The organism is Chroococcidiopsis thermalis PCC 7203, from assembly GCF_000317125.1.
GTDB classification, from domain to species: Bacteria; Cyanobacteriota; Cyanobacteriia; order Cyanobacteriales; family Chroococcidiopsidaceae; genus Chroococcidiopsis; species Chroococcidiopsis thermalis.
The window spans coordinates 4,279,730-4,302,044 of sequence record NC_019695.1 but is presented as its reverse complement, the minus strand read 5'-3'; the positions used below and the strand labels follow the sequence as shown (position 1 = coordinate 4,302,044).

Here is a 22,315-nt window from a genome sequence, read left to right as displayed (position 1 = left end):
AGCAAACCTATAAACTCATGCCCGCCTGTCTATCGAGCAACTAGATGAATTAAGTGAGTTACTGTTAAACTTTGCTCTTTGCTACTGACTTGACGGCTTGGTTGCAGCAACCGAGAAAAAAAGGCGGTTGGAATTGCAGAGGCGATCGCCCGAGTGCTCCAGCGCGATCTCACTTTGCACGTAATATCACACTTTTCAACTTCTGCGCTTTCCCGACACCAACGAAAAAACGGGGTAGTTTTATGAAACAATAGCTCTTGAGAATGCATATTTCCAAGAGCAATGGCGTTGTTAGATCGGGCTGAAATTACCGGACTCAAACGAATTGAGCCGATCGCTCTCACCCTACATCCGGCTGCCGTTTACCTCGGCACTTTAAGTGAGGGGTCGCAGCGTGCCATGCGCTCTTCCTTGAATGAGATCGCTTCTGTATTGACAGATGGGGAATGCGATTGCTTGACTCTAGACTGGTCTAAACTACGCTACCGCCATACGGTTGCCGTCCGCACTGCCCTCAAGCAGCGTCTCGCTCCCGCAACGGTAAATAAAATGCTCGTCGCCCTGCGGCGGGTGCTTAAAGAAGCTTATCGGTTGGACTTGATGGAATTTGCCGACTATACCAAAGTGACCGATCTCGCCAACGTCAAAGCGTCGGGGGAACTGCGGGGTCGTGCCTTAAGCGCAGCAGAAATTGACGCTCTGATTGCAAGTTGCTCTCCCTATACGCCCCTCGACCTGCGGGATGCGGCTGTTATTGCCCTGCTGCGAATTGGCGGGATGCGGCGGCAAGAGCTAGCGCAACTGACGCTTGCCGATCTAAACCGTAGCAATGGCTCCCTCGTTATCTGGCGCGGTAAAGGTGGGAAAAAGCGCGTTGTTTATCTCACCCCTGAAGCGCTCGGGATCTTAAAGGAGTGGCTGGCAGTTAGAGGGAATTGTCCAGGGGCATTGATTTGCCCCGTCAACAAGGGCGGTCGGGTCGAACTGCGACATTTTGCCCCCGATGGAGATGGCATCTACAAGCTGATACGGGAGCGGGCGACTAAAGCGGGAGTCGAACGGTTTTCGCCCCACGATTTCCGTCGCACCTTTTGCTCGGACTTGTTTGACGCTAATACCGACCCCTTCTCGGTGCAGCAGTTAGCCGGTCACGCCTCTTTAGCGACTACCGCTAAGTACGACCGACGCTCTGAGGCGGCGAAGCGCAACGCCGTGCGAGGGCTAAAGTTGAAGAAGACCTAGTTGGTCTAGAATGTTTTCGGCAATGTATTAGGCGTACCAGTCAATAGCAGCGAGCCAGTAGTCTTGGGGAATGCTTTGAAGCTGGAGAAATAAAGCGTAAGCACCCAGCAGGTAATCGATAACGTTTTGATAGTGCCCGATCCCCGTAAAAGCCCGCAAACGCCTAATTGCAGCTAAGAAGGAGTCTTCTTGAAATTTTGTAATTGTCTGATATTCTTGCTCTTGCTCTGGGGTAAGCGCCACCTTCGTGCCGTGCCAGTTCCATAGCAGACAACATTGCCGTAAAGATAGAGAGGTAGGTTGGAGTAGCAGGGCAGCGCGGTAAAATAAACCAGTAGTTCGCAGCATGTAAGGGTGGATAGGGAATGGAATGTCCGCGCTCTTTCCAGCTTGTTGAATCAGATGGTGCAGCGAGCGCTCCGCCAGACGGGTCTGCCGTTCGGAGACGAATAACCAACTCTCACCGCGCATCGCATGGAGCTGTTGCAGGATGTCAATTTCAGTTGAACTCAGGGGTTGCACATTGCTAGGGGGTTGACCCCAACGAGTTGGTAGGGTGCGAAGGCGTGCGACTCTTATGATGTTTTCGGCAAAGTCAACGTCATGCCAACGCAGATAACAAGCTTCGACGGGTTGCAGGGCTTGGCAAAATAGTAGCATTGCGATTGCCGTATTACGAGTCGCGGCGCGGGTTTGCGCGAGGGCAGCGATAATGGCATCGATTTCGTGCAGGTAGAGGAACTCGCGTTTGCGCCGCTGTTGAAACGGTATCTTCTTCGGTGGTGGAGATGGAGGCACGAGCAGAACATTGCCGAAAAGGTTTGTAGATGCCATGATACTGCTATTGATGCGATCGCAGCTGGTGTACTTTTCATCGATAATTGTCAGTTTTTTATGGCTCTTCCCACATAGCAGTCAAAGGCAAACTTGACTTTAACAAGATCGGTGAGCTAGTTGTTAGCTATGAGTCTGTTGGCGTTTCAATTCTTGTATGAGAACTTGGCAACGCTTCATAGCTTCTCTTGCTTGTTGCCGGAAGTGTTTGGCTTGCTCCTGGTTAGTTTCGTATACTTGGGAACCTTTTCGTCTCAGTTCAACAGCTTGCTTACTGAGTTCCCGAATGCGAGTCCTTAATTGTTCAACGGTTTTCATCTATCCTCCAGTTCGGAAATGACAAATTCCAAATTTTCAGCTTCTTCATAAAGTTTATCCGCTCTAGTGGCTAGGTTCGCTGGCGGACTCAAAGTCATCATTTTCTAAGGCATGATCGGCGGCTTCATACAGATCGTCAATAATTTGTTGTAATTGTGTGTAAGCTTTTAGCAATGCATTTCTAGTTTCTGGTTTCATTTTCCTGGTAATTTAATTGCAAAGCATCGCCAAATCATTTCAATTGCGCTCGCGTCGAGCGGGCGATGCACTAGATAGCGATCGCAACGATATATTCTTTCATTCTTCAAGGTCTAATTCTTGGTGGCGAATATTTGGCTCGGTCATCTGAAATCATCTCCTTAAACACTTTCATCTTTCCTACCAATGTCGAATTTATTGTTGGAATTGGATTGTTATGCCGGAGGATTTTGCTTGGGACGACCGCGTTTACTGTGGTTCTTACCGACAGAAGGTGTTGCCGCCCGCACTTGTGAGAGCAGTTTATCTTTGGCTGAATAATCGGAAGCTTCCAAGCGAGAGATCGCGCGATCCCGATTGCCCAAATAGGCGATCGTCTTGGGGACGGGGTGGGGCTTACCTTCGACCCGCTGCGACTGCATCAAATAGAAACAGCTGTTACTTTTAACTTGTTTGATGCGGATAAACACCGTGTAGAGCCTAACTTATTGTAGAGCCTAACTTTTCATGTGTGGGAATAGTTAATTTGACTCATTGTAGAGCCTCACTTTATTTCTACTATCTGTAGAGCCTCACTTAATTTGTACTCTAGGAAAAAAGTTAGGCTCTACAGATATCTTAAGAGGCGATCGCTTCATGCTGGAAACTGCTGCACAAATGCCTTGAGTGCTGCTGCATCCTTACCGCGATTATGCCCGCGTTGATTGTCAACACCAATCTGGGCGTGGTGTTCTTCAATTAAATTCTGATTCGCACTAATAAACTCCTTAGCCGCTTTACGATTGATGCCGAAAGTCTCTTCTAGTAAACCAACAGTCATCGCCCAAGTATCTTGGGGATGTTGTTGGTTCCATTCACAAATAGCAGCAAAGATACGTTGAGCCCGCTCCTTTGCTCCACCACTTCTAGCTGGTTTAGGTGCAGCCGAGCCGGAAATCTGAGTCGGGGTAGGAGTGGTAGTATTCGGCAGTTGCTGTTGTTGGGTTTGCACTTGCACTTGCTCTTGGTCATGCCATACTGACCCAGAGTTAGGAGCAGAATCAACACTTCGAGCTATTGTTGGGGCTGTTTGGGGTGTGGAGGGTCATGCGAGGTGGAAGTGTGGGGCTGCTAGACTGAACAAAGTTGTAGTCGATCGGTAGCAGTGCTATGAAATGTCCTCTGTGCGATTATGAGAGACCCCATAAACATGGAAAGACGAGTAAAGGCGCTCAACGCTACTTCTGCCTAAAATGCCGCCAAACTTTTACTGAAACTTTCGATACGCTCTACTATCGTCGTCAAGTAAAGGAAGAAGACGTACGGATTGTGTTGCAATCGCATGCAGAAGGCAGTAGTTTACGAGGTATCAGCCGCGTAAGTGGCTTAGCTTACGATACAGTTGTCAGTATCGTTCACGCTGCGGCAGAAAAAGCGCAAATGGTACACAACAGCGAGGTAAAAGATGTCGATACAGATGCCATTGCTGCTGACGAGTTGTGGTCATTTGTGGAAAAAAACAAAAACACTGCTGACCACAAGAGCTAGAGGCTGGAGATTGTTGGATAGCTGTAAGTTTGGCACAACTGAGTGGCTTGCTCCTGTGTGGTCGTATAGGCAAGCATACTGACGAGTTGGCTCAGGAATTGGTGAGTAGTACCCAAGCCAAGACTAGCTGTAAGGAATGGGGTACTGATGGCTGGGGTGGATATAAGCGAGCGCTTTGTTGTGATGAGATAGAACATTATGTCAGTAAAGCCTTAACACAACGTGTAGAGCGAACCAATGGCATTCTTCGTCAACAAACTGGACGTTGGCATCGACGACAAAATAAATTTAGCAAGGTCTGGAAACAGACCGAGGTAACTGTGAGACTTGTTATCAGTTACTTCAACTGGATCTGGCAGCATTCGTGCTTAGGAACTACCGCTTCCCAGCGAGCAGGATTAACCGATCGTGCTTGGACTTGGAATGACATCGCTACCTATCCCACGCTTTTGTAGGGCATGACCAATGAATGGGTTATTCTTAGCAGCGAGCCGCAGCACGGCATGATAACTGGCTTGCATCACCTCGGTTTGAGGTAAGGGCTGTTCCGATGTAGGGCGAGTTCCTTGTTGCTTTGCCCGCTGTTCGAGGTCGCGATCGCAGGAAGAATGGCTGCATCTGCTCGCGCTTAGTAGGTTTTGCCCAACTTGGTTGAAGCGATCGTGGAAGAGCAAAGAATCAAAGGCTATAAGACAGGGGTAGATACTGTGGAACCCAGGACATCGATTGAGGAACGCGACAAGTATGTTAAAGTTCATCTCCCAGCATTGGTTCGATGTCTGGTACTCTTGCCAAAATCTGGTCAAATCTCTCGTAATCGGCGATTTGTGCTGCTTGCCGCAAGCGAGAGAAAGAGCGTTCGACTTCTAGCTGTTGGGTAATCGCAGCAATCAACCATTGCTCCAAGGGTATTTGATTTGCCGCAGCTAACTGCCGTACTTCTTGGATTAACTCTTCCGGTAATTGCAATAGATAAGAACTCATTCGCTTAAACACTCCTTTAAATTCAAGGCTCGAACCAAAACCCTAGGCTGAATCACTGCGATGCCGAATTGTGATGTAGAGGGCAGGAAGTCTCGTTCGTTAAACGTGACAATTGCCGTAGCCTGAGCATTAATAGCACATTCTAAAACTCTTTCGTCATTGGGATCGCTTAGTTGCGGTCGCCATTGGAAATAGATGGGAACTGGCTGCAAAACATCTGCCAGCACTCCTAGCACCACATCGACCTCCTCTGGTGAAGTCCAAAACTGTCGTAGGTTCTCATCGCGCTTCAATACATCAGCATATTCCAGAAAAAGGGCTTCTGAAAGACATCCAGTAATGGCTCGTTGCCTCAAAGCACTCAGAATCAAAAAACTAGCACCTCGTCGAGAGCGTAGTGCTGCAACCAAAATGCAGCTATCGAAAACATACATCTTAAATTTAGCTAATTATTTAAGACTGGAGAAGATAACAACTGGTTCGATATGACTCAAGATTGAATGCAGCTTTCCCAAAGTCAAACAACTTGGCATTGCAAAAGTGTGCGATCCCGAATTGGTTTGACCTGTTAGGGAGCGCCGTAGCGGCAATTTTACCTCATCGTGGCAGGGTCACTAACTCAAGCCAGTCCCAAACCTGGTAAATTAACCTAGCGTGCATAGCGGTTCGATTGACTGCTCTGCATCAAGTGCAGGAACTTGTGCGATCGCGTGCAACTAAAGCAGTCAATTGTACACTGCGCGGTGTAGTGGGCGATCCACCCACCAGACATTAAAGTTGTGGGGAAATAAAAATTATAAAGTGGAAACAACCAATGACTCTCTCGACTATGCCAATTTAGGCAGCATCTAAATAGAAGTTCCACAATCCTGCGGCTATCAGCATCAGTCGGTCATCAAAATCAGACACGCGATGCCTGTAAATTGCTGCCACTGCATTGTATCGCTTCACACCTGCAAAAGCATTTTCACACAGCACTCGTTCTCGACTGAGAGCCTTGTTTTCTGCCTTTTGTGCTAGGGTCAGTGCAGTTAGCGGTGGGAGTTGTCACCAAGCATTCTGGCTAAAAATCTGTTAAAGCGGAACGGAGAGTATTTTAGCGAGGGTAAATAGGCACGAAGTTGAAAAAGCAACTTCTCGCTCCCATATGGCAGGCAATATCACCTACCTGTTCGATTTTAATTAGAATCGTGTCGCGATCGCAGTCATAAAAAAGCTGCTTCACCTTCTGGATATGTCCGCTTGTCGCCCCTTTGTGCCAAAGTTCCGCACGGGAGCGGCTCCAGTAGTGAACTTCGCCTGTTTCTAAGGTGCGCTGAATCGATTCCCGATTCATCCATGCCATCATCAAAACGGTATTGTCCCGATAATCTTGAGCGATCGCCGGAATTATTCCCCGATCGTTAAACTTCAGTCGTTCGATCCAGAGCAGATTTTCGTTTGTCAGAGTATTTGAGTTCATTGACGTTACCAAGTTAAACAGTTATTCAACATCTGTTGCAGAAATAAAGGATTGAGCTTGCGTCCAATTAACACCATTTGATTTTTGGGGGATGACTCCCACTCGCTATCGTTAATGGTGAAGCGTTTACCGCTGAGTTGAAATATATGGCGTTTGGGGCTTTCGACAAACCACAAAATCCCTTTGGCTCGAAATACATTTTCCGGCAGATGGTAATCGAGAAACTGTTGAAATTTCTTCAAGGCAAAGGGTCGATCGCTCCGAAATGATACTGACATCAACCCATCATTATTGAGATGGTTGGAAGGGAGATCGGCGGCGGCTAATGCTTGGGGGAAAGATCCGGCTTCGGCAAGATTGACATCTAGAATTAATGGCAAAGGAACTTTTCCATATTCAGAGCGCAAAATTCTGGTTCCTTCTTTAATATCGCGGATTTGATTTTCAATCGCATCTACAGTTGTCTCAGACACTAAATCCGTTTTATTCAAAAGAATTATGTCACCATAAGTAATTTGACTCAGAGCGGCTTCACTGGCGTAATGCTCTTTCAACGTAAAGTTTTCCACGTCCACAACGGTGACGATCGAGTCCAGATGCGTCATGTTTCGCAGTTCTGTCCCCAGAAATGTCAGGGCAATGGGAAGCGGATTAGCCACTCCTGTAGTTTCTACTACGAGATAGTCGAGCCGATCGCGCCGTTCTAACAGCCGATAGACGACATCAGCTAGATTGTCGTTGATCGTGCAACAGATACAGCCGTTGGTCAGCTCGATCGTCTCCTCATCGACAGCAATCAACAACTGACTATCAATGTTGATGTCACCAAACTCGTTAACCAAAACAGCTACTTTCCAACCATTCAAGTTTTGCAGAATTTGATTGAGTAAGGTTGTTTTACCACTCCCCAAAAATCCGGTGATGATGGTTACAGGGATTAGTTGAGGCGAGATGGCAAGGGTTTCCAGCATGTATAAACTCAGAATCAGCAGAATAGAACAGGAGAAAAGAGGCAACGGTGGCATGAAGATCGTTACCTTAAGGTGAAAGAGTCGATCTAATGGAATGCTGGAGAGTGCCGCACTAAACTCATAAACTCCTGGCGAGTTTTGGCATCGTCTGCAAAGACCCCACGCATGGCACTACTAACCGTCCAAGACCCAGGTTTCTGCACGCCGCGCATCACCATGCACATATGAGTTGCTTCGACCACTACCGCAACTCCTTGTGGCTTCAATAAACCCTGAAGCGCATCGGCAATCTGAACCGTCAGGCGTTCCTGCACTTGCAAGCGACGAGCGTACATTTCACAAATGCGGGCAATTTTGGATAAGCCAATGACTTTACCGTTGGGAATATAGGCAACATGCGCTCTACCAATAATTGGTAAAATATGATGTTCGCAAGAGCTAAACAAATCGATATCCCGTACCAGAACCATTTCATCCGCATCTTCGTGGAAGATAGCTCCGTTGAGCAGTTCGTCTAGGGATTGACGATAGCCAGATGTGAGAAATTTGAGTGCTTTTACAACTCGTTTAGGCGTATCGCGCAAACCTTCGCGATCGGGATCTTCACCCATGCCTAACAGCAACGTGCGAACGGCTTGCATCATCTCTGCTTCAGAAACGGGTGACTTTGCTGTGGCGATCGCAGATTGTTTCAGAATCTCGTCTGGTGAAATCGAAAATGTCATGAGTGAATTAGATGAGGTGATAAACAGCCGTAAAAATGGGGGTGCGGCACGCAGCGCCCCTTTTTCCAGCAGACGGCTGAACTGCTGAAAGCTTAGTTTCAAGCAAGGCAGCAAGTCAGATTTTGCTTGATTTCATCTGCATTCAGATTGCGCCCAATGAAAACAACCTGGTTTTTGGGTGGGGTGCGCCACTCTTCTGCTTGCAGGTCGAAGCGGGGACCGCTCAGTTGAAAAATGTTACGCAAATCGCTATCTGAAAACCAGAGAATGCCTTTGGCACGGAATACATCTTTGGGTAACTGTTCTTGCAAAAAAGATTCAAACTTTTTCACATCCATTGGGCGATCGCTCTCAAACGATACCGACACAAATCCATCATTTTCTAAGTGGTGGGAATGGTGATGGTGATGCTCGTGATGATGATGTTCGTGGCGATCGTGTTCGTGGTGATGATGCTCGTCATGCTTATGCTCGTCATGCTCCTCGCCTGCGGTTGCTTCTTCATCCAGAAATTCTCGGTATGCCTCTGGCTGAGTCAACTGGGCATCTAAAATCAATGGCAATGGCGCTTTACCATGTTGAGTGTGGAGAATTCTGGCTCCTACTTTTACCGTGTTGATGTATGCCTCCAACTCCTTCACCTTCTCTGGAGAGGCAAGATCGGTTTTGTTCAACAAAGTCATATCTGCATAAGCAATCTGTTTCAACGCCGCTTCACTCTCAAAATGCTCTGGTGTAAATGTCTCAGTGTCAACAACGGTTACAATTGAGTCCAAGTGGGTTAAGTCCCGCAATTCTGTCCCCAAAAACGTCAGGATAATTGGTAGTGGATCGGCAACACCTGTTGTTTCAATTACCATGTAATCTACGCGATCGCCTTGCTCCAGCACTCGATAAACTGCATCTACTAACCCATCATTAATCGTGCAGCAAATACAACCATTGCTGAGTTCTACCATGTCTTCATCCATCGATACCAGTAATTGACTATCGATGTTGATATCGCCAAACTCGTTGACTAAAACTGCCACCTTCAAATCTTGGCGATTGCTTAAAATGTAGTTTAACAAAGTTGTTTTGCCGCTGCCTAAAAAACCTGTAATGATGGTCACGGGCATTCCCCGTTTAGGAATTGCTAGAGCTGTTTCGGTTGGAGAAGTGATGGTGCTAGTCATAATGCCCCCTATTTGAATAATTGTGGATTGGTAAGTTGGCACGCCACAGCCTTTTTCTGCATCATCTGGAAGATGTTGTAAAAGCCATTGCTGCGGGAAGGGGTAAGACTCACGTTCAGTCCGGTTTGCTGGATAAATTCTGGTGTCAGTTGAGCAATCTCGTCGGGTGTTAATCCATTTAATCCTTCCATCAGCAAACCTACTAGTCCTTTGGTAATTTGAGCGTCGGCATCTCCGCAGAAGGTGACTTTACCATCTGTTAAAGCCGCCGCGATATAAACCTGGGATACGCACCCCAGCACCTTATTCTCTGGGATTTTCTCAGTCTCGGGTAATTCTGGCACCCGCTTGGCAAACCAGAGTAGATATTCATAGCGTCGCTTAGGTTCCGAAATCTGCTGGAACCGCCGCACAATAAGCTCTAAGCTAGGGGGTAAAGGCTTGGTGACAGACGGCATATAAACTTGGAAGCAGCATGTATATAATGATAACCATTCTCATAATACTGGATCGTTAGCCCTTGAGAATGTTTTAGCAAGCTGTCAAGCTCAAAGCTCGGAGTCATAACCATGCATAATGGAGAGCTTAGCTAATTACTCGCAGGCACTGGTATGGAATTCGATCCGAGAGAACGGCACTAGGGAACTCACCTGTATAAATTTCTAATTGTGCTTGGGGCAATGCTTCAAATAAGAGGCGCTGTCTGGGAAAAATCACGCGCTTCTTCGTACCAATTAGGAATATTCGCAATCCGAATAATCTGAACCAGGCGATTCTTTTGTCGTCGGGTACATAGTTTCCTCTAGCAGATACAGTCATTGCCACAGCAGGAAAGATCTTCTAAAAACAGACCGTTTTGGCGATAAACGTCTAAGGGTGAAGTATCTAATCCCATGCGGTAGGCGATCGCTTCGGCAACAACTGCAAACCGCTGCCGAAATTTATAGATAAAACAGAAGATGACTTGCCCGTGACGCACGCTCGGTCCTACCACAAATAATCCAGGGGTGCGGGTAGACTCATCCTGAGCAGTCAGCAATGCTTGCCCGTCTTGCCAGCTAAATAAGTTAGCAATTAAGCTGAGGCTTCCCGTAAAGCCCGTACACAGGATCGGAGGAGTGAGACTCATCCATTTGTTATACTCGCTATACACTGCATAGCCGTCCTTGACGCGCTTCACCTCTTCTACACAGGTGTCGTTAACCAATTCAAGCAGACCAGTGGAATAAGCAATTTTCAATCGCTCTACCGTGTAGGGAGACAGGGAAATACTCGGATCGGTGTGGTCGTTCGCCCAACTGGTAGCACGATCTATAACTCGCACTCGTTTTCCCAAGGCTACTAGATTAGTAGCCGCATCCATCCCGCTCTCATAGCCGCCAACGATCAGAAATTCATTGCCCGGTATTTCTCTCCAAGAACTTACCTGAGAGTTATGGATACATAGTTCTGCTCCAGGAAATGGGTGAAGGCGAGGATATTGAAATTCTCCCGCCGCCCAAATGACAAAACGGCAGCGGATCTCGCCTGCTGAAGTTTTGAGGAGAAAACCCTGTTGCTGGGGTAATGGGTCAATTTTTTGCACATCTACCCCTGTCTGTACGGGCAGATGGTAATAATCGACAACGGTTTGCAAGTAGAGCGCGTATTCCTTGCCCGTGAGATGCTCGCGCTTGAATGCTATGGCTGGGGAAGTATCCCAAACAACCGCATTGAGATCCAACAAACCAAAGCCGTGACTGGGAAAAGAGGGGGTGATAAAGCGCATTTCTGCGGATCAGCGGCTAAATGTTGCTCCCACGCGATCGCGCTCTAAGATGACAAAATTTTTGATGCCCAGATCGTGTAGTACTACACCGCAACCCACCCCAGCTGCACCTGCGCCTACAATGACTACATCCAAGTTTTTTCTAGTCGTTTTCATAGTTGCATTGCCTTTCTTGAGGGAAAGGCGGAATTCGCGCCAAAATCCCTTTTTGCAAGATCTCCGGTCTTTCCTGGCGCGGAACGATGCCATCAGTACTGTTGTAGTATTGTGATGCTAGTTGCAATACGGCTGCTGCGCTTTCTAAAGGTGGCAAGTCACCAAACATGAGAGTTGTTTTATGCGGTGCAGCTAAAGCTACAGCACAAGGACGTTTACACGCGCTCAGGCATTCTACTGGTTGAATGACAAATGACGCTCGCAATTGCCAACCTTCCGACAGAGATAGCAATCGATCGAGCAAATACCAGCCTCCTCGCTTGCCCATATATTCTCGTTGGTGGGGAGAATATAAGCAAGATTTACAGACAAATAAAGCGTGTTTAGTCATAGAAAATTGACTCGATTTCTACTACTTCTGCTGCATAGCGTTAGCAATATCTGTAAATGCTATTTCGGCAATCGATTTATGAATTTTGTAGGTTTTGGTAGGAACGGTCATCACGGCGATCGCTGTGTCCAAGGGCGGACAATTGGGTTCGTTGCAGCGTAATTGAATAATAGAAATAGGAGTATCTAGATCGAGTTTCAATAGCTCGTAAATCCAAGTTTTTATTTGTTGGACTCTCTCTGGTTCTGCTCTAGCGTTAGATTTGGAGAATAAATTCATCGTTGCCAAAAATGCCAAACTCAACAATCAACTTACAATTTGCGATCGCCTGACTAAAAACATATGTGCCAATGCTAGAGGAACTATCCAGATACTTTCCTTAATTAGCAAGCGCATGAGAATTGCTGGAGTTAGATTGTGCGAGATGCCTGGAAAAATTCCAGTTAGGAGAATCAAGCCTTCAAATAAGATAAATCCACCTACAAAACTGACTCCCAGCCAGAGAAAATGACCGCCGATTTTCTCGCGACTAAACTTAGGTTTGAGACTTGCCAGCAACGCCACGAGTAATGTTCCCAAACCCATAATCAAACCCCACGCGATCGATTCGCTAGTGCGGGGGTAGTCGCGGAGGCTGTAGCCATAAACTTGATTGACTAACCAAATTGCCATAGTCGCGATCGCCGCTTTCTTGCAAGTAAGGGTTGCACCTGCGATGGTGGCAAAACTGACTAATGGAGGATGAGGATAAACTACACTACTAGCACTACCGAGGAAGATGAGTAAGAAATTCCACAACCAACCTCGCGCGATCGCGTCACAACCCCGCGCCCAACGACTATTGGAAGTAGAAGACAAGCCAGTTATAGTTTGAGTAGAACCCATAAACTCACCTCATGAACTACAGTGTAGTTTTTGCTTGAATTGGCTGTTGCAAGTGTTCTTGCAATGCAGGCAAAGTTAACTGTCCTAATTCTCCCTGCTGGCGCGTCCGTACGCTCAAAGTTTGTGTTTCTATTTCTTTTTTCCCCACCACAGCCACGACGGGAATTTTTTCTAATTCAGCCGTGCGAATCAGCTTACCCAAGCGATCGCCGCTACGATCGACTTCTACCCTAAATCCTGCCTTTTTCAAAGTAGCTGCCACTGACTCCACATATTCTCGGACTTCGTTGTTAATCGGTAATAAACGCAGTTGTACAGGGGAAATCCACAACGGAAAATCGCCAGCGTAATTTTCAATCAAAATCCCAAAGAATCTTTCCAACGAGCCAAAAATAGCGCGGTGAATCATTATCGGGCGTTGGCGCGTGCCATTGTCGGCGACATATTGCATGTCGAATCTTTCAGGCAGATTGAAGTCTACCTGAATCGTAGAACATTGCCACAGACGACCGATCGCATCCTGAATTTTGATGTCAATCTTAGGACCGTAGAAAGCACCACCGCCAACATCCTCAACATAATCCCAGGCTTTAGTATTCAAGGCTTGTTTTAAAGCGGTTGTTGCCAATGCCCAGACGCGATCGCTGCCAACCGATTTAGCCGGACGAGTAGACAAATTCACCTGATAATTTTTAAAGCCAAAATCCGATAAGATTTTCTCAGTCAGATCCAGCACCCCCAAAATTTCAGCCGTAATTTGGTCGGGTAAACAGAAAATGTGAGCGTCATCTTGAGTAAATCCCCGCACGCGCATCAAGCCATGCAGCACGCCCGATCGCTCGTAGCGATAAACTGTCCCTAACTCGGCAAAGCGCAAAGGGAACTCGCGGTAAGAATGCAGTTCGTGTTTGTAAGCCAAAACATGAAAGGGACAGTTCATGGGCTTAATTTGATAATCTCGGTCTTCGATCTGCATCGAGTCAAACATGTTCTCTCGATAAAAATCAAAGTGTCCTGATGTTCTCCACAGTTCCAAATCGGCAAGATGAGGGGTATAAAGTAACTGATAACCCGCTTCTAGGTGAGCTTTTTTCCAGTAATCCTCAATAATGTTGCGGATAGTTGCTCCACGGGGAAGCCAGAAGACTAAGCCACCGCCAGCATCTTCTTGGATACTGAAAAGTTTTAAGTCTTGTCCTAATTTGCGATGGTCGCGCCGTAGTGCTTCTTCTTTTTGTTGCAGGTAAGCTTGCAATTGTGCTGGTGTTTCCCAAGCCGTGCCGTAAATCCGTTGCAACTGAGGCTTAGTTTCATCGCCACGCCAGTAAGCACCAGCAATACTTAAGAGCGTGAAAGCGTCGGGATCGATTTCGCCAGTAAAGTTTAAATGAGGACCCGCACACAAATCCCACCAAAATTCGCTTGGTGGTAAAGTTGCTGGGTCAAATAATGAACATTCTATCTCGCTTGTCCCTCTACCAGCATCGGGATTGCCGATAAAGTAACGGCTAATTGTCTCCCCTGTGGGAATGCTGTCGAGGATTTCTAGCTTGTAAGGCTCGTTTAGCCGCTCGATCTCAACCCGCATCTGTTCTCGGTCTACTTCTTCCCGAATAATTGGTAGGTTAGCCCGAATCAGCCGTCGCATTTGTGCTTCGATCGCGGGTAGGTCATCCGGCGTAAAGGGTTGAGTGCGATCGAAGTCATAGTAAAAACCTGTTTCTGTGGTTGGACCAATGGTAACTTTTGTCTCTGGAAATAGCGTTTGTACTGCCATTGCCAACAGATGAGCGCAAGTGTGACGAATTCGCAGCAGTTGCTGCTCATCGCTTTGCTGCATTGGATAACTAGACCTCAGATCTTGCAGCAAGTGATTTGAATGTCAAAACCAAGGGAGCGTGCTAGGGGTGTGAGGCGTTTGCTCTCCAGCAGCAGGAGCAACACCACTAGTTGAGGCAGTAATGCTTCAAGTGCCAGTTGAGCCGCCTTACCCCAATCAGGTGAGTCGGTAGATGCAGTAGACAAATAAGCCCAATGTGCTAACAAATAAGCTAAAAGTGACAATACCAGCCAACGGTAGACACCTAGCAATGTGCCCTGACCAAATTGGTCTAATCCAAACCGATGTTTAGCAGTTTTGAACCATCCCTCAATCTGCCAACGCTTTTTGCCCCAGTAATTGATAGTACTAGCTTTAAGTGGTTTGGTAGAGAGGACAAAGCGCTTTTCCAGCCTACCGTCGTCACGCTTGAGATAGTACCAAGACAGTGAAACTGGAAACTTTAATTTTACCAGTCGCACTTGTTGTCCCCGCCTGCATAGTTGCTTAACATTGCGCCCATCTTGTAGCTTGCGGTCACAGCGTACTCCGGCAATGGCGTGATATTTTAATTTACGTATACCATGTAAAAATTCGGCACTACCAAAGGCTGTATCTACTAAAATCATGAGCTGAAAGTGTTGACTCAGCAATGAAGGTAAGCTTTGTACAAGTCGTAGCCCCAACTGTGCTGGTGAGGAATGATTTTTCCCTCGGTAAACTCGAAAATTCCACGGCACGCGCCATTGACCCACTACTAGATACATCACGACTAGGTGTAGCCCACGTTTGCTATGGAAGACTCGCACTAATCCATCCAACAGCTTGAACTTGCCGCGTTTTTCTAGGGTGGTTAAGTCGATGATGACTTGTAAGATGGGTCTACGTCCAATTCGTGGCTGTGACAGAATTTGCTGCAGGACAAAGGAGCGGGTACTACGAATCAGCCGACGAGTTGACCAGGGGTAGACGTTGAGAAACCGACTTAAGGCACTGGCTGATTTAGTTTTGCATTGTTGGGGCAGAGGATGTCCTTGAGCTTGTAAAAATAATCCCAGCAAGGCTTGTAGGCTATCTCGTTGATAGTGGCTCGGCATCAAATCAAGTAGGGTGTAGACTAGCCCTTGGGCGTGGGCAAGAAGGGTTTCCATCGTTCTTGCATTCAATTGGTTTCACGCCCTTTTCTCTCATTGAAACCTACTCTTTCGCAACTAGAGTATCTGTACTGGTGCAAGATCTAAGCACAGCCAAAACCCACCAGCGCCATCGACTACCCCACGATAAAATTACTAAAACTGCCACTAACGTCATGCAAGACAATCGCATGACCGCTAGGAAATCCGTAGTCAAATTCTGGAGCAGGCGACTCCCACAAGTGGGGACGGACTCGATGCAATAATACTTTTGCCGTCCGGTTGATGACGATACTGCCTAATAGAGTAGTTATCAGGTAGGTTAGCGTTAGCGAAGCTTAACGAAGTTATCGCCACTGCCTACGCACAAATAGCACCAGTGCGGTGACAGTAGCAACTGGAAACACGCCCCAAAATACGCCTAATTTAGTCAGCATCACTGCCAGGAAGTCCAGTTGAGGATTAGCTGTGCTATGAATCGCCAACAAGAACGGTACATCCCAAGGGAAGCCGCCTTCGTTCTCCCAAACCTCCTCCGCCAATTCCCCAAAAACTTGTAAGGGTAAATAAACCCCCACGAATAGCAACAGCAGAGAACGCCAGTGCGCGACTAGCAATCGCCCAAGAAATCGGACAAAGGATTGAAACAGCTTCCAGATGCGCGAGCTAAACATCCACCTGTGTTTTGTTGGTTAGTTGATAGATGCTAGCAAATCGCTTTGATAGTATTTTTGTACGATATAGGGAATTTAGTTTTAGGCGCTGTTTGCGATTGAGATCTTGGATAACGTTTTCAAGCATGGGAGGGGTAAGATTGGGAATTCCAAGCCAGGATTCAACTGACAATGTTTTTACTTGCTGAATACGCTGAAAGTCACTATCGATTGATACAACGGTAAGACTGTGCTGCAACGCTATAGCAGTAATCCAGAGATCGTTTTCATCAAATCCTAAATCGGTAATTTTTGTCTTCCGGCGTTTGCTTTTCTCTTTAGGCACAAACTGATTAAATAATGCTGCTTTTAGTTGTCCGTAAGTATCTGCTGTTACTCCGTCTACAGAATAAATGTAAATACCTTGAAGAAAGCGATTAATTAAAGCTAAATTGCTTTCCCTGCGCCCAGAACGTTCTGCCATGTCTATTAGTTCCCCTTGCACAATGACGCAGGTTGAAATCAAGGTATTTTCCGCTTCGGCAATGCGATTCAAAACATTAGAATCGCCGAGAATTGCACGGCTACAGTGGTTGGTATCCAATAAATACATTATTCGTCAAAAGGATTAGACCGATCGAACTTAGCTTTGCCGCGAGTTGCGTATACCATTTCTAAGCATTCTTCAAAATCATCTCCTTCCCAAGTGCCGATAGTTTTTAGATGCTCTAGGAGCGATCGCCCTGTAGAATTAACTGGCGTGTGGGTGGTGGAGTCTACTACTTCTGGTGTTGGTTGTGTTTTGGTTTGCTTTGTTTTTAAAAAGCGTAGAAAGTCTAAAGTTTCAGCCAAAAGAGTATCTGAGGTAGATTCTATTTCTTGAAGTAGTTGTTTTTTGATAGTCATAATAAAGCGTTATTTTTTATTCACTACTTAATTTATACCATTGTAGATTAGCTGATTCAATCAAAGCAATTTTTTTCGCTCTCAGCCATCCCTTTATTTGTTGTCCTCGTGCGATCGCATCTGTCACATTAGTAGTCTTTTTTGTCATTGCTGTATAATTTCTATAATTTTTGCGATCGCTCTTAAGCGCTTTTCGGATTTGAGTTGATTTACCTTGTAAGGGATAATTTGTCAACTTTCAAATCCTGCCATGCTGCCTCTTCTTCCGGTTTGAGCCAGTCTTTTTGTCACCGTTGGCGCTGTCGTTGGCTTAATGGCATCAGGACATAGCAAGAGCGACATTCTTGAAGCATATCCCTATTTGATTATTTGACTACTTTAGCCCGCTATTCTAATCCTGGTAATCCTAGTTGAACTGATTCTGAATCTTGCTGTTGTGTTTTTCTGCGGCGTTTTCCTGATGTTTTAGTTGTAGATTTTTTAGCGGTTTTAGCTGCGGTTTCTTGTTTGGCACGTTCTGCGCGGATGCGTTCTAGTAAGACGGATGCTGGTTCATCGTTGGGATCTTGGGGAACCAGTTCACCACGAAAGGCTTTGGCAAGAATGGATCGGTCAAGTTGGTCTATGTTGGCTTTGATTCCTTGATAGCCTCCCTCAACTCGCTGAGCAATCTTAAGAAGAGTTTCTATTCTCTTGACGATTTCCTTTTGTTCAGTCAGTGAAACCAGAGGTACTTTGATTCTACGTAGCCCTGAAAGAGTGACAGTAAGCTGAGTTGTTCCTGTTGCAACTTCAGTAGCTTGTCTAAAGACAAAATCTGATTTGAGTGCGTATAGTAAGTATTTACTACTAATTAGATAACAGGGTTTCAGTAAAGCAATATGTCTTTGAAAACAAAATTTATCTTCAGTGTCTACCAGTACAGGAATACCATAAGAGCCTACAACCGAGTAGAGTAGATCTCCCTTTTCTGCTTTTCTATGTCTCTGAATAGACTGATAGTATTCTTCAGGTACATAGCGAATATTACTAAAATCTAATTCGCCATTATTAATATTAGAAATTACTAAAAAAGGTACTCCTTGAGCTGCTTTTGGAGGTGGTTGGTGATCTCCATCAGTAATAGAGCGGCAAATACTAGATAAACTCACCCATTTCCACTCATCAGGAATTTGAAATGGATCTGGAAGTTCACTATCTGCTTTTTTATTTTTAGGTTCAGGAACTTCGTCCTTAATCCTCTCTAGCAAAACCGATGCAGGTTCAACATCAGGGGTTTTTTCTCGCCAATCAGCAGTTAAATTGCCACGAAAGGCAGCAGCGAGGACTGATTGACGGAACTGGTCTAGGAGGGGGGGAATTGCCTCAAGCGCCTCCTTCGCTTGCTGGCTTCGAGCCTTCAGCGTCTCAATTTTGGCAACAATGCGGCGTTGTTCGTTGAGGGGAGGTACAGGAATTCTTAGCGGTTCTATATCCCCATGATTGATTTGAGGAACGTTAGATCCATCACTTAATTCCTTCAAATTAATGGATTGAAACCAATGCCAAAAGTATCGGCTATTTAGCCCAACAGGTAGAACACCCATCAGATTTAAATCGTATGCACTTGGCTGCCCTAAAATGCGCTTTTTGTTTGTAGCAATAGCACCACCTCTTTTAGGAAAAACAACAGTGCCTTTTGGATAGATATGCAGCCCTAAAGTATGAGCTTTTTCCAGAGTAAGCCTTACATCTGATAGCTGTAGAGTTTCCTCATTTCCAGCCTTATTCATGTTGCCTACTCTGAACCAAGGGATTTCTCCATCCTCTACTGATGCATTATCAATACCCTTTGGTGTTTGACCACTCATCACGAAGGCAATTTGAGCAATAGATGACCAGCACCATCCTTCTGGAAGTGCAGTATTTTCATTAAGCATTAAACTACTTCCTTCACTCAAGCAACTTTATCAACTGTCATCCTGCTTAGAGAACAGCGCATCTAAATTGCGGTAGCCGCGTAACCATTCGCATAACTGCAACTCCTTTCCTATTTGTCTTCCTTTTGGTACTGTTGCAAAAGCGATTGAATCAATCTCGGTGAAACTCGAAATGTGGTTTGTTGCAGACGAGCGATCGCCAGTAACCACCTATCCTAACTGTTTAATCGTCCAAATCTCAACTTTCTGAAACATCTGTAGCAATTTCAGCGATCGCCGCCTTTAAAGATGGTAATCCTTCCTGTACCGTCGCCCAAATAATATTGACATCAATCCCCCAATATTCATGTACCAACACATCACGCATTCCAGCAATAGATCTCCAAGGAATATCGGGATATTGACTGCGAATGTAGTCTGGAACTTTTTTGACCGCTTCACCTAAGATTTCAATTGATTTAATAACCGCTAAAACTTTTTCTCGATTCACTTGAAATGCTTCAAACTCCACATTATCTGTAAAAGTTTCGATATCTGCGATCGTATCCAAAATGTCCTGTAAAAATTCTGCAAGCTGCCGTTCCATCATAAATAAATAACTTCTGACAGCACCCGTTCTCGAATTCTTGGCTTTAGACCCTTTTTAGTCACCACATCTACCTTCATTCCCGTCAATTCATTTAAGTAGTTACGAAGCTCTACTAACTTAAACAGAGTCGGAGCCTTTTCATAGTCGATCAAGACATCAACATCGCTTTCTTCATTTTGCTCCCCTCGAACATAAGAACCAAAAATGCCTAATTCCGTCACCCTATAGTTCTCCTGCAACACCGATTTACTTTGCTGGAGCAGTTGCTTAATCTCTTCTAAAGTTCTCATAATTATTTACATTACAATTCATGTCGATCGAGATTACTGTAGAAACTAGAGTATTATAGTTTTTTCTGACAAAAAGAGTATTTTTTACTATTTTATTTCTGAACAAATGTAGATAAATTGCGATCGCCACTAAAAATCTTTATCACTTCACCCCTCTATTCAACTCACCGATCGTTACTGGGCATAATGACAGGAATCAGCTGATTTCTCTGTTTGCGATAGATGTTGAAATCACTATCTATGGTCAGCACGTAACTTGACGTATATCGCTCAGCCATCCGCACCATGCAAGCATCAGCCAACGACATTGGTATAGATTGATAGCGATCCAACAATTCCCCCACAAGCTCCACTTCTTCCTCTAAGCGAAATGGAATTTGGACTACACCTCGTTCTATTAGAGACATTACGGCTTTCTGACCGCCATAAACACTACTTAATAAAAAGCTTGCTTCTGTTATGACTGCTTCACAGGTGAGCAAGGGCGGTTCAATCTGCTCCCATTCTGTTTTGACCCATTGGTGAAAGCGATCTCGTCGATTAACTAAAGCAACCAGGGGACCCGTATCTAATAAAACTTGCTGCCTCACTACTCCCCAAATCCTTTCATATACTCTGGGTTAGCAGATAGATCTTCTGGTCCCTCCACGCAGCCAACCAAGTCACCTGCCGCCTCTAAAGCCGATATACCGTGCTGCCAATTGCTTCTAGCTTCGCCCTGCCGCTCCACTTTAGCTTGCAAAAACTCAATAAAATCCAGTACTTCAAGCTGTTTTTCTTCAGGGAGCATTTTGAGTTTGGCAATGCCTTCAGATAGCTGTGTTGATGCTAATGGCTCAGAATTCATCATCTTACTCCAAATTGGTAGGGCTTTCTAGAAGATGCGATCGCGCTTTTTCACTCTGCCCGATCTGACTCAAATGCAAGTGGCTGGTCTTCTTCCACTGTATCCCCCTCCAGCAAAGCTGTTAATGCCTCCATTTCATCCATTGCCGTTTGCAACTTCGTCATAATTAAAGCTGCGATTTCATCCGGCTGGGGTAGGTTATCCCCCGACTGCAAGCTTTCATCCCGCAGCCAGGAAATATCTAGGTTTTCATTTCGTTTGGCAATTTGCTCCCGTGTAAAACAGCGGAAGCGTCCTGACTCCCCTCGATCGGTGCGCTGGCTCCCCCCATTCGGATCGTCCCCATACGCCGCCTCAAACTCCTGAAAATGCTGTTTGGTTAGGGGTATGCGCTTGCCAAAAGCAGGCATATTCGTCCGTAAATCGTAAATCCACACTGCTTTTGTATTGCCCTTGTCCGTCAAACCGCGCTGGAAAAACAGCACGTTGGTTTTGACTCCTTGAGCGTAGAAAATCCCTGTAGGCAGGCGCAAAATCGTGTGTAGGTTGCATTTGTCCATCAAATCAGCCCGAATTTGACGACCCTGCCCGTCTTCAAATAATACGTTGTCGGGTAAGACCACCGCCGCCCGTCCCCCAGGCTTCAAGCTGCGATAGATATGCTGCAAAAAGGCTAGCTGTTTGTTGGAAGTGGGATAGGTGAAGTCATCCCGCGACGGCAAACCACCGCCTTTCTTCGTGCCAAAAGGCGGATTAGTGAGAATTACATCGGCTTTAGCCAACCGCTGTCCGTCAGGGGAGAGAGTATCGCCTAATCCTACTGCCCCCTCGATCCCGTGTAGCATCATATTCATTAGCAACAGGCGATGAGCATCCTGCACTAACTCAATGCCGTAAAATGCCTGATAGCGTTGAAAAGACTGCTCGGCTTCGGAAAGGTCGAATAAGTCATCGGTGCGCTGCTTGATGTAGCGATCTGCGGCGATTAAAAAGCCTCCCGTTCCAGCGGCGGGGTCTTGCACTCCTTCCCCTGGCTGGGGTTGGATTAGCTCAACCATGCAATCAATCAGCGGACGGGGAGTAAAATACTGCCCTGCTCCCGATTTTTTCTCCTCGGCGTTTTTCTGGAGCAGCCCTTCATACATATCCCCCAGCCCCTCCTCTTTGGCAGAGTACCAGTCTAGGGCATCAATACTCGTCACCAGCTTGTTGAGGATGCGGGGCTGTTTCAGTGCTGTTTGAGCATTGGCGAAGATTGCTTGCACTCTTGGCTGTGCTGTTTGCGTCCCCAACTCCAGTAGCAAAGCGCGATAGAAGGTAATCTGCTCGACTCCTTCTTTTGCTACCAAATCTGCCCAACGGTAGCCCTCTGGGAGTTGGTTTTCATTACTCGTTTCCTGCATCATCTTCAGGAACAGCAGGTAGGTCAGCTCGGTGACGTACTGAAGATAGGAAATGCCCTCATCGCGCAGGACGTGACACAAATTCCAGAGTTTTTGGACGATATCGGTGGTAGCGGTCAT

29 protein-coding genes and 5 pseudogenes are annotated in these 22,315 nt (G+C 46.1%); 3 read left to right on the top strand and 31 right to left on the bottom strand.

Going from position 1 to position 22,315, the window contains the following annotated elements; translation table 11 throughout:
• Positions 1-29: 29 nt before the first annotated feature.
• Positions 30-173 (bottom strand): hypothetical protein, encoded by a 144-nt coding sequence (locus tag CHRO_RS32540; protein ID WP_181824197.1) that lies wholly within the window; start codon positions 171-173, stop codon positions 30-32.
• Positions 174-282: 109 nt separating this feature from the next.
• On the opposite strand from CHRO_RS32540, the gene CHRO_RS18590 reads away from it, so the two are divergent.
• Positions 283-1,242, top strand: coding sequence for a tyrosine-type recombinase/integrase (locus tag CHRO_RS18590; protein ID WP_015155774.1), 960 nt, complete (start codon positions 283-285; stop codon positions 1,240-1,242).
• A gap of 27 nt (positions 1,243-1,269) precedes the next feature.
• Here the strand turns inward: CHRO_RS18590 and CHRO_RS18585 are convergent, their stop codons facing one another.
• From CHRO_RS18585 to CHRO_RS18565, 5 genes are all read right to left on the bottom strand, one after another.
• Positions 1,270-2,076, bottom strand: coding sequence for a tyrosine-type recombinase/integrase (locus tag CHRO_RS18585; protein WP_015155773.1), 807 nt, complete (start codon positions 2,074-2,076; stop codon positions 1,270-1,272).
• A 123-nt stretch (positions 2,077-2,199) separates the two neighbouring features.
• The gene (locus CHRO_RS18580; RefSeq protein ID WP_015155772.1) at positions 2,200-2,394 is read right to left on the bottom strand and encodes a hypothetical protein; all 195 of its coding nucleotides are present in this window, start codon (positions 2,392-2,394) and stop codon (positions 2,200-2,202) included.
• A gap of 63 nt (positions 2,395-2,457) precedes the next feature.
• A complete protein-coding gene (locus tag CHRO_RS34465) occupies positions 2,458-2,592 on the bottom strand; it encodes a hypothetical protein (protein ID WP_015155771.1) in 135 nt (44 codons plus the stop codon).
• A 215-nt stretch (positions 2,593-2,807) separates the two neighbouring features.
• On the bottom strand, positions 2,808-3,014 hold the full coding sequence (locus tag CHRO_RS18570; protein WP_015155770.1) for a hypothetical protein: 207 nt from the start codon (positions 3,012-3,014) through the stop codon (positions 2,808-2,810).
• Positions 3,015-3,226: 212 nt separating this feature from the next.
• Positions 3,227-3,589 (bottom strand): hypothetical protein, encoded by a 363-nt coding sequence (locus CHRO_RS18565; protein ID WP_041462531.1) that lies wholly within the window; start codon positions 3,587-3,589, stop codon positions 3,227-3,229.
• A gap of 152 nt (positions 3,590-3,741) precedes the next feature.
• Here CHRO_RS18565 and CHRO_RS31270 point away from each other — a divergent pair.
• Positions 3,742-4,574 (top strand): annotated as a pseudogene (locus CHRO_RS31270) (IS1 family transposase).
• Here CHRO_RS31270 and CHRO_RS32535 read toward each other — a convergent pair.
• The 19 genes and pseudogenes from CHRO_RS32535 to CHRO_RS33460 form a co-directional block, all read right to left on the bottom strand.
• The gene (locus CHRO_RS32535; RefSeq protein WP_015155767.1) at positions 4,518-4,877 is read right to left on the bottom strand and encodes a hypothetical protein; all 360 of its coding nucleotides are present in this window, start codon (positions 4,875-4,877) and stop codon (positions 4,518-4,520) included. The pseudogene CHRO_RS31270 and the gene CHRO_RS32535 sit on opposite strands and share 57 nt — an antisense overlap.
• Positions 4,867-5,103: a hypothetical protein gene (locus tag CHRO_RS18550; RefSeq protein WP_015155766.1), complete on the bottom strand. Its 237-nt coding sequence runs from the start codon at positions 5,101-5,103 to the stop codon at positions 4,867-4,869. Before CHRO_RS18550 ends, CHRO_RS32535 begins: the two co-directional genes overlap by 11 nt.
• Entirely contained in the window at positions 5,100-5,537 is a 438-nt protein-coding gene (locus CHRO_RS18545; protein WP_015155765.1) for a putative toxin-antitoxin system toxin component, PIN family, read from the bottom strand. Before CHRO_RS18545 ends, CHRO_RS18550 begins: the two co-directional genes overlap by 4 nt.
• A 662-nt stretch (positions 5,538-6,199) precedes the next feature.
• Complete coding sequence (gene hisI / locus CHRO_RS18540) at positions 6,200-6,565, bottom strand: phosphoribosyl-AMP cyclohydrolase (protein WP_015155764.1); 366 nt, start codon at positions 6,563-6,565, stop codon at positions 6,200-6,202.
• Between the two features lie 5 nt (positions 6,566-6,570).
• Positions 6,571-7,536 carry a CobW family GTP-binding protein gene (locus tag CHRO_RS18535; protein WP_041462529.1) on the bottom strand — a complete coding sequence of 322 codons (966 nt, stop codon included), beginning with the start codon at positions 7,534-7,536 and terminating at the stop codon, positions 6,571-6,573.
• Between the two features lie 86 nt (positions 7,537-7,622).
• A complete protein-coding gene (gene folE / locus CHRO_RS18530; RefSeq protein WP_015155762.1) occupies positions 7,623-8,261 on the bottom strand; it encodes a GTP cyclohydrolase I FolE in 639 nt (212 codons plus the stop codon).
• Positions 8,262-8,359: 98 nt separating this feature from the next.
• On the bottom strand, positions 8,360-9,436 hold the full coding sequence (locus tag CHRO_RS18525) for a CobW family GTP-binding protein (protein WP_015155761.1): 1,077 nt from the start codon (positions 9,434-9,436) through the stop codon (positions 8,360-8,362).
• Between the two features lie 8 nt (positions 9,437-9,444).
• The gene (locus CHRO_RS18520; RefSeq protein WP_015155760.1) at positions 9,445-9,894 is read right to left on the bottom strand and encodes a SufE family protein; all 450 of its coding nucleotides are present in this window, start codon (positions 9,892-9,894) and stop codon (positions 9,445-9,447) included.
• A gap of 127 nt (positions 9,895-10,021) precedes the next feature.
• Positions 10,022-10,255, bottom strand: coding sequence for a DUF1830 domain-containing protein (locus tag CHRO_RS18515; RefSeq protein WP_015155759.1), 234 nt, complete (start codon positions 10,253-10,255; stop codon positions 10,022-10,024).
• Positions 10,239-11,360, bottom strand: a pseudogene (locus CHRO_RS18510) (NAD(P)/FAD-dependent oxidoreductase). The gene CHRO_RS18515 and the pseudogene CHRO_RS18510 overlap by 17 nt, the downstream one beginning before the upstream one ends.
• Entirely contained in the window at positions 11,347-11,751 is a 405-nt protein-coding gene (locus CHRO_RS18505) for a DUF1636 family protein (protein WP_015155758.1), read from the bottom strand. The pseudogene CHRO_RS18510 and the gene CHRO_RS18505 overlap by 14 nt, the downstream one beginning before the upstream one ends.
• Before the next feature lie 21 nt (positions 11,752-11,772).
• A complete protein-coding gene (locus CHRO_RS18500) occupies positions 11,773-12,030 on the bottom strand; it encodes a hypothetical protein (RefSeq protein ID WP_015155757.1) in 258 nt (85 codons plus the stop codon).
• A gap of 27 nt (positions 12,031-12,057) precedes the next feature.
• Positions 12,058-12,636 carry a hypothetical protein gene (locus CHRO_RS18495; RefSeq protein ID WP_015155756.1) on the bottom strand — a complete coding sequence of 193 codons (579 nt, stop codon included), beginning with the start codon at positions 12,634-12,636 and terminating at the stop codon, positions 12,058-12,060.
• 16 nt (positions 12,637-12,652) lie between these two features.
• On the bottom strand, positions 12,653-14,476 hold the full coding sequence (thrS, locus tag CHRO_RS18490; RefSeq protein ID WP_051033264.1) for a threonine--tRNA ligase: 1,824 nt from the start codon (positions 14,474-14,476) through the stop codon (positions 12,653-12,655).
• Between the two features lie 14 nt (positions 14,477-14,490).
• On the bottom strand, positions 14,491-15,606 hold the full coding sequence (locus CHRO_RS18485) for an IS701 family transposase (RefSeq protein WP_015152474.1): 1,116 nt from the start codon (positions 15,604-15,606) through the stop codon (positions 14,491-14,493).
• Positions 15,607-15,703: 97 nt separating this feature from the next.
• Positions 15,704-16,262: pseudogene (locus tag CHRO_RS34845) on the bottom strand (phosphatase PAP2 family protein); the annotation flags it as partial.
• Positions 16,263-16,416: 154 nt separating this feature from the next.
• A pseudogene (locus CHRO_RS18475) lies at positions 16,417-16,854 on the bottom strand (PIN domain-containing protein); the annotation flags it as partial.
• Positions 16,854-17,147 (bottom strand): hypothetical protein, encoded by a 294-nt coding sequence (locus CHRO_RS18470; protein ID WP_015155753.1) that lies wholly within the window; start codon positions 17,145-17,147, stop codon positions 16,854-16,856. The pseudogene CHRO_RS18475 and the gene CHRO_RS18470, both read right to left, overlap by 1 nt.
• A 16-nt stretch (positions 17,148-17,163) precedes the next feature.
• A complete protein-coding gene (locus CHRO_RS33460; protein WP_219335956.1) occupies positions 17,164-17,382 on the bottom strand; it encodes a GIY-YIG nuclease family protein in 219 nt (72 codons plus the stop codon).
• Between the two features lie 63 nt (positions 17,383-17,445).
• Here CHRO_RS33460 and CHRO_RS34840 point away from each other — a divergent pair.
• Positions 17,446-17,520 (top strand): annotated as a pseudogene (locus CHRO_RS34840) (DUF433 domain-containing protein); the annotation flags it as partial.
• 13 nt (positions 17,521-17,533) lie between these two features.
• Here the strand turns inward: CHRO_RS34840 and CHRO_RS18460 are convergent.
• The 6 genes from CHRO_RS18460 to CHRO_RS18430 all read right to left on the bottom strand — a co-directional run bounded on the left by CHRO_RS18460 (position 17,534) and on the right by CHRO_RS18430 (position 22,315).
• Entirely contained in the window at positions 17,534-19,066 is a 1,533-nt protein-coding gene (locus CHRO_RS18460; protein ID WP_015155752.1) for a restriction endonuclease subunit S, read from the bottom strand.
• 238 nt (positions 19,067-19,304) lie between these two features.
• Positions 19,305-19,655 carry a HepT-like ribonuclease domain-containing protein gene (locus CHRO_RS18450; protein ID WP_015155751.1) on the bottom strand — a complete coding sequence of 117 codons (351 nt, stop codon included), beginning with the start codon at positions 19,653-19,655 and terminating at the stop codon, positions 19,305-19,307.
• A complete protein-coding gene (locus tag CHRO_RS18445) occupies positions 19,652-19,945 on the bottom strand; it encodes a nucleotidyltransferase family protein (protein ID WP_015155750.1) in 294 nt (97 codons plus the stop codon). Before CHRO_RS18445 ends, CHRO_RS18450 begins: the two co-directional genes overlap by 4 nt.
• 164 nt (positions 19,946-20,109) lie before the next feature.
• Positions 20,110-20,535: a type II toxin-antitoxin system VapC family toxin gene (locus CHRO_RS18440; RefSeq protein WP_015155749.1), complete on the bottom strand. Its 426-nt coding sequence runs from the start codon at positions 20,533-20,535 to the stop codon at positions 20,110-20,112.
• Positions 20,535-20,795, bottom strand: a complete 261-nt coding sequence (locus CHRO_RS18435; RefSeq protein WP_219335955.1) for a DUF2281 domain-containing protein — start codon at positions 20,793-20,795, stop codon at positions 20,535-20,537. The genes CHRO_RS18440 and CHRO_RS18435 overlap by 1 nt, the downstream gene beginning before the upstream one ends.
• Before the next feature lie 47 nt (positions 20,796-20,842).
• A complete protein-coding gene (locus CHRO_RS18430) occupies positions 20,843-22,315 on the bottom strand; it encodes a class I SAM-dependent DNA methyltransferase (protein ID WP_015155747.1) in 1,473 nt (490 codons plus the stop codon).

Bases quoted from the DNA above. Each gene is read 5' to 3' on its own strand.
- CHRO_RS18460 (WP_015155752.1), bottom strand. From the start codon at position 19,066: ATGCTTAATGAAAATACTGCACTTCCAGAAGGATGGTGCTGGTCATCT.
- hisI (WP_015155764.1), bottom strand. From the start codon at position 6,565: ATGAACTCAAATACTCTGACAAACGAAAATCTGCTCTGGATCGAACGA.
- CHRO_RS18525 (WP_015155761.1), bottom strand. From the start codon at position 9,436: ATGACTAGCACCATCACTTCTCCAACCGAAACAGCTCTAGCAATTCCT.
- CHRO_RS18570 (WP_015155770.1), bottom strand. From the start codon at position 3,014: ATGCAGTCGCAGCGGGTCGAAGGTAAGCCCCACCCCGTCCCCAAGACG.
- CHRO_RS18485 (WP_015152474.1), bottom strand. From the start codon at position 15,606: ATGGAAACCCTTCTTGCCCACGCCCAAGGGCTAGTCTACACCCTACTT.
- CHRO_RS18500 (WP_015155757.1), bottom strand. From the start codon at position 12,030: ATGAATTTATTCTCCAAATCTAACGCTAGAGCAGAACCAGAGAGAGTC.
- folE (WP_015155762.1), bottom strand. From the start codon at position 8,261: ATGACATTTTCGATTTCACCAGACGAGATTCTGAAACAATCTGCGATC.
- CHRO_RS18580 (WP_015155772.1), bottom strand. From the start codon at position 2,394: ATGAAAACCGTTGAACAATTAAGGACTCGCATTCGGGAACTCAGTAAG.
- CHRO_RS18535 (WP_041462529.1), bottom strand. From the start codon at position 7,536: ATGCTGGAAACCCTTGCCATCTCGCCTCAACTAATCCCTGTAACCATC.
- CHRO_RS18520 (WP_015155760.1), bottom strand. From the start codon at position 9,894: ATGCCGTCTGTCACCAAGCCTTTACCCCCTAGCTTAGAGCTTATTGTG.
- CHRO_RS18470 (WP_015155753.1), bottom strand. From the start codon at position 17,147: ATGACTATCAAAAAACAACTACTTCAAGAAATAGAATCTACCTCAGAT.
- CHRO_RS18445 (WP_015155750.1), bottom strand. From the start codon at position 19,945: ATGAGAACTTTAGAAGAGATTAAGCAACTGCTCCAGCAAAGTAAATCG.
- CHRO_RS18515 (WP_015155759.1), bottom strand. From the start codon at position 10,255: ATGACTGTATCTGCTAGAGGAAACTATGTACCCGACGACAAAAGAATC.
- CHRO_RS18430 (WP_015155747.1), bottom strand. From the start codon at position 22,315: ATGACCGCTACCACCGATATCGTCCAAAAACTCTGGAATTTGTGTCAC.
- CHRO_RS18585 (WP_015155773.1), bottom strand. From the start codon at position 2,076: ATGGCATCTACAAACCTTTTCGGCAATGTTCTGCTCGTGCCTCCATCT.
- CHRO_RS18505 (WP_015155758.1), bottom strand. From the start codon at position 11,751: ATGACTAAACACGCTTTATTTGTCTGTAAATCTTGCTTATATTCTCCC.
- CHRO_RS18495 (WP_015155756.1), bottom strand. From the start codon at position 12,636: ATGGGTTCTACTCAAACTATAACTGGCTTGTCTTCTACTTCCAATAGT.
- CHRO_RS18590 (WP_015155774.1), top strand. From the start codon at position 283: ATGGCGTTGTTAGATCGGGCTGAAATTACCGGACTCAAACGAATTGAG.
- CHRO_RS34465 (WP_015155771.1), bottom strand. From the start codon at position 2,592: ATGAAACCAGAAACTAGAAATGCATTGCTAAAAGCTTACACACAATTA.
- CHRO_RS18435 (WP_219335955.1), bottom strand. From the start codon at position 20,795: ATGATGAATTCTGAGCCATTAGCATCAACACAGCTATCTGAAGGCATT.
- thrS (WP_051033264.1), bottom strand. From the start codon at position 14,476: ATGCAGCAAAGCGATGAGCAGCAACTGCTGCGAATTCGTCACACTTGC.
- CHRO_RS32535 (WP_015155767.1), bottom strand. From the start codon at position 4,877: ATGAACTTTAACATACTTGTCGCGTTCCTCAATCGATGTCCTGGGTTC.
- CHRO_RS18450 (WP_015155751.1), bottom strand. From the start codon at position 19,655: ATGATGGAACGGCAGCTTGCAGAATTTTTACAGGACATTTTGGATACG.
- CHRO_RS18550 (WP_015155766.1), bottom strand. From the start codon at position 5,103: ATGAGTTCTTATCTATTGCAATTACCGGAAGAGTTAATCCAAGAAGTA.
- CHRO_RS18545 (WP_015155765.1), bottom strand. From the start codon at position 5,537: ATGTATGTTTTCGATAGCTGCATTTTGGTTGCAGCACTACGCTCTCGA.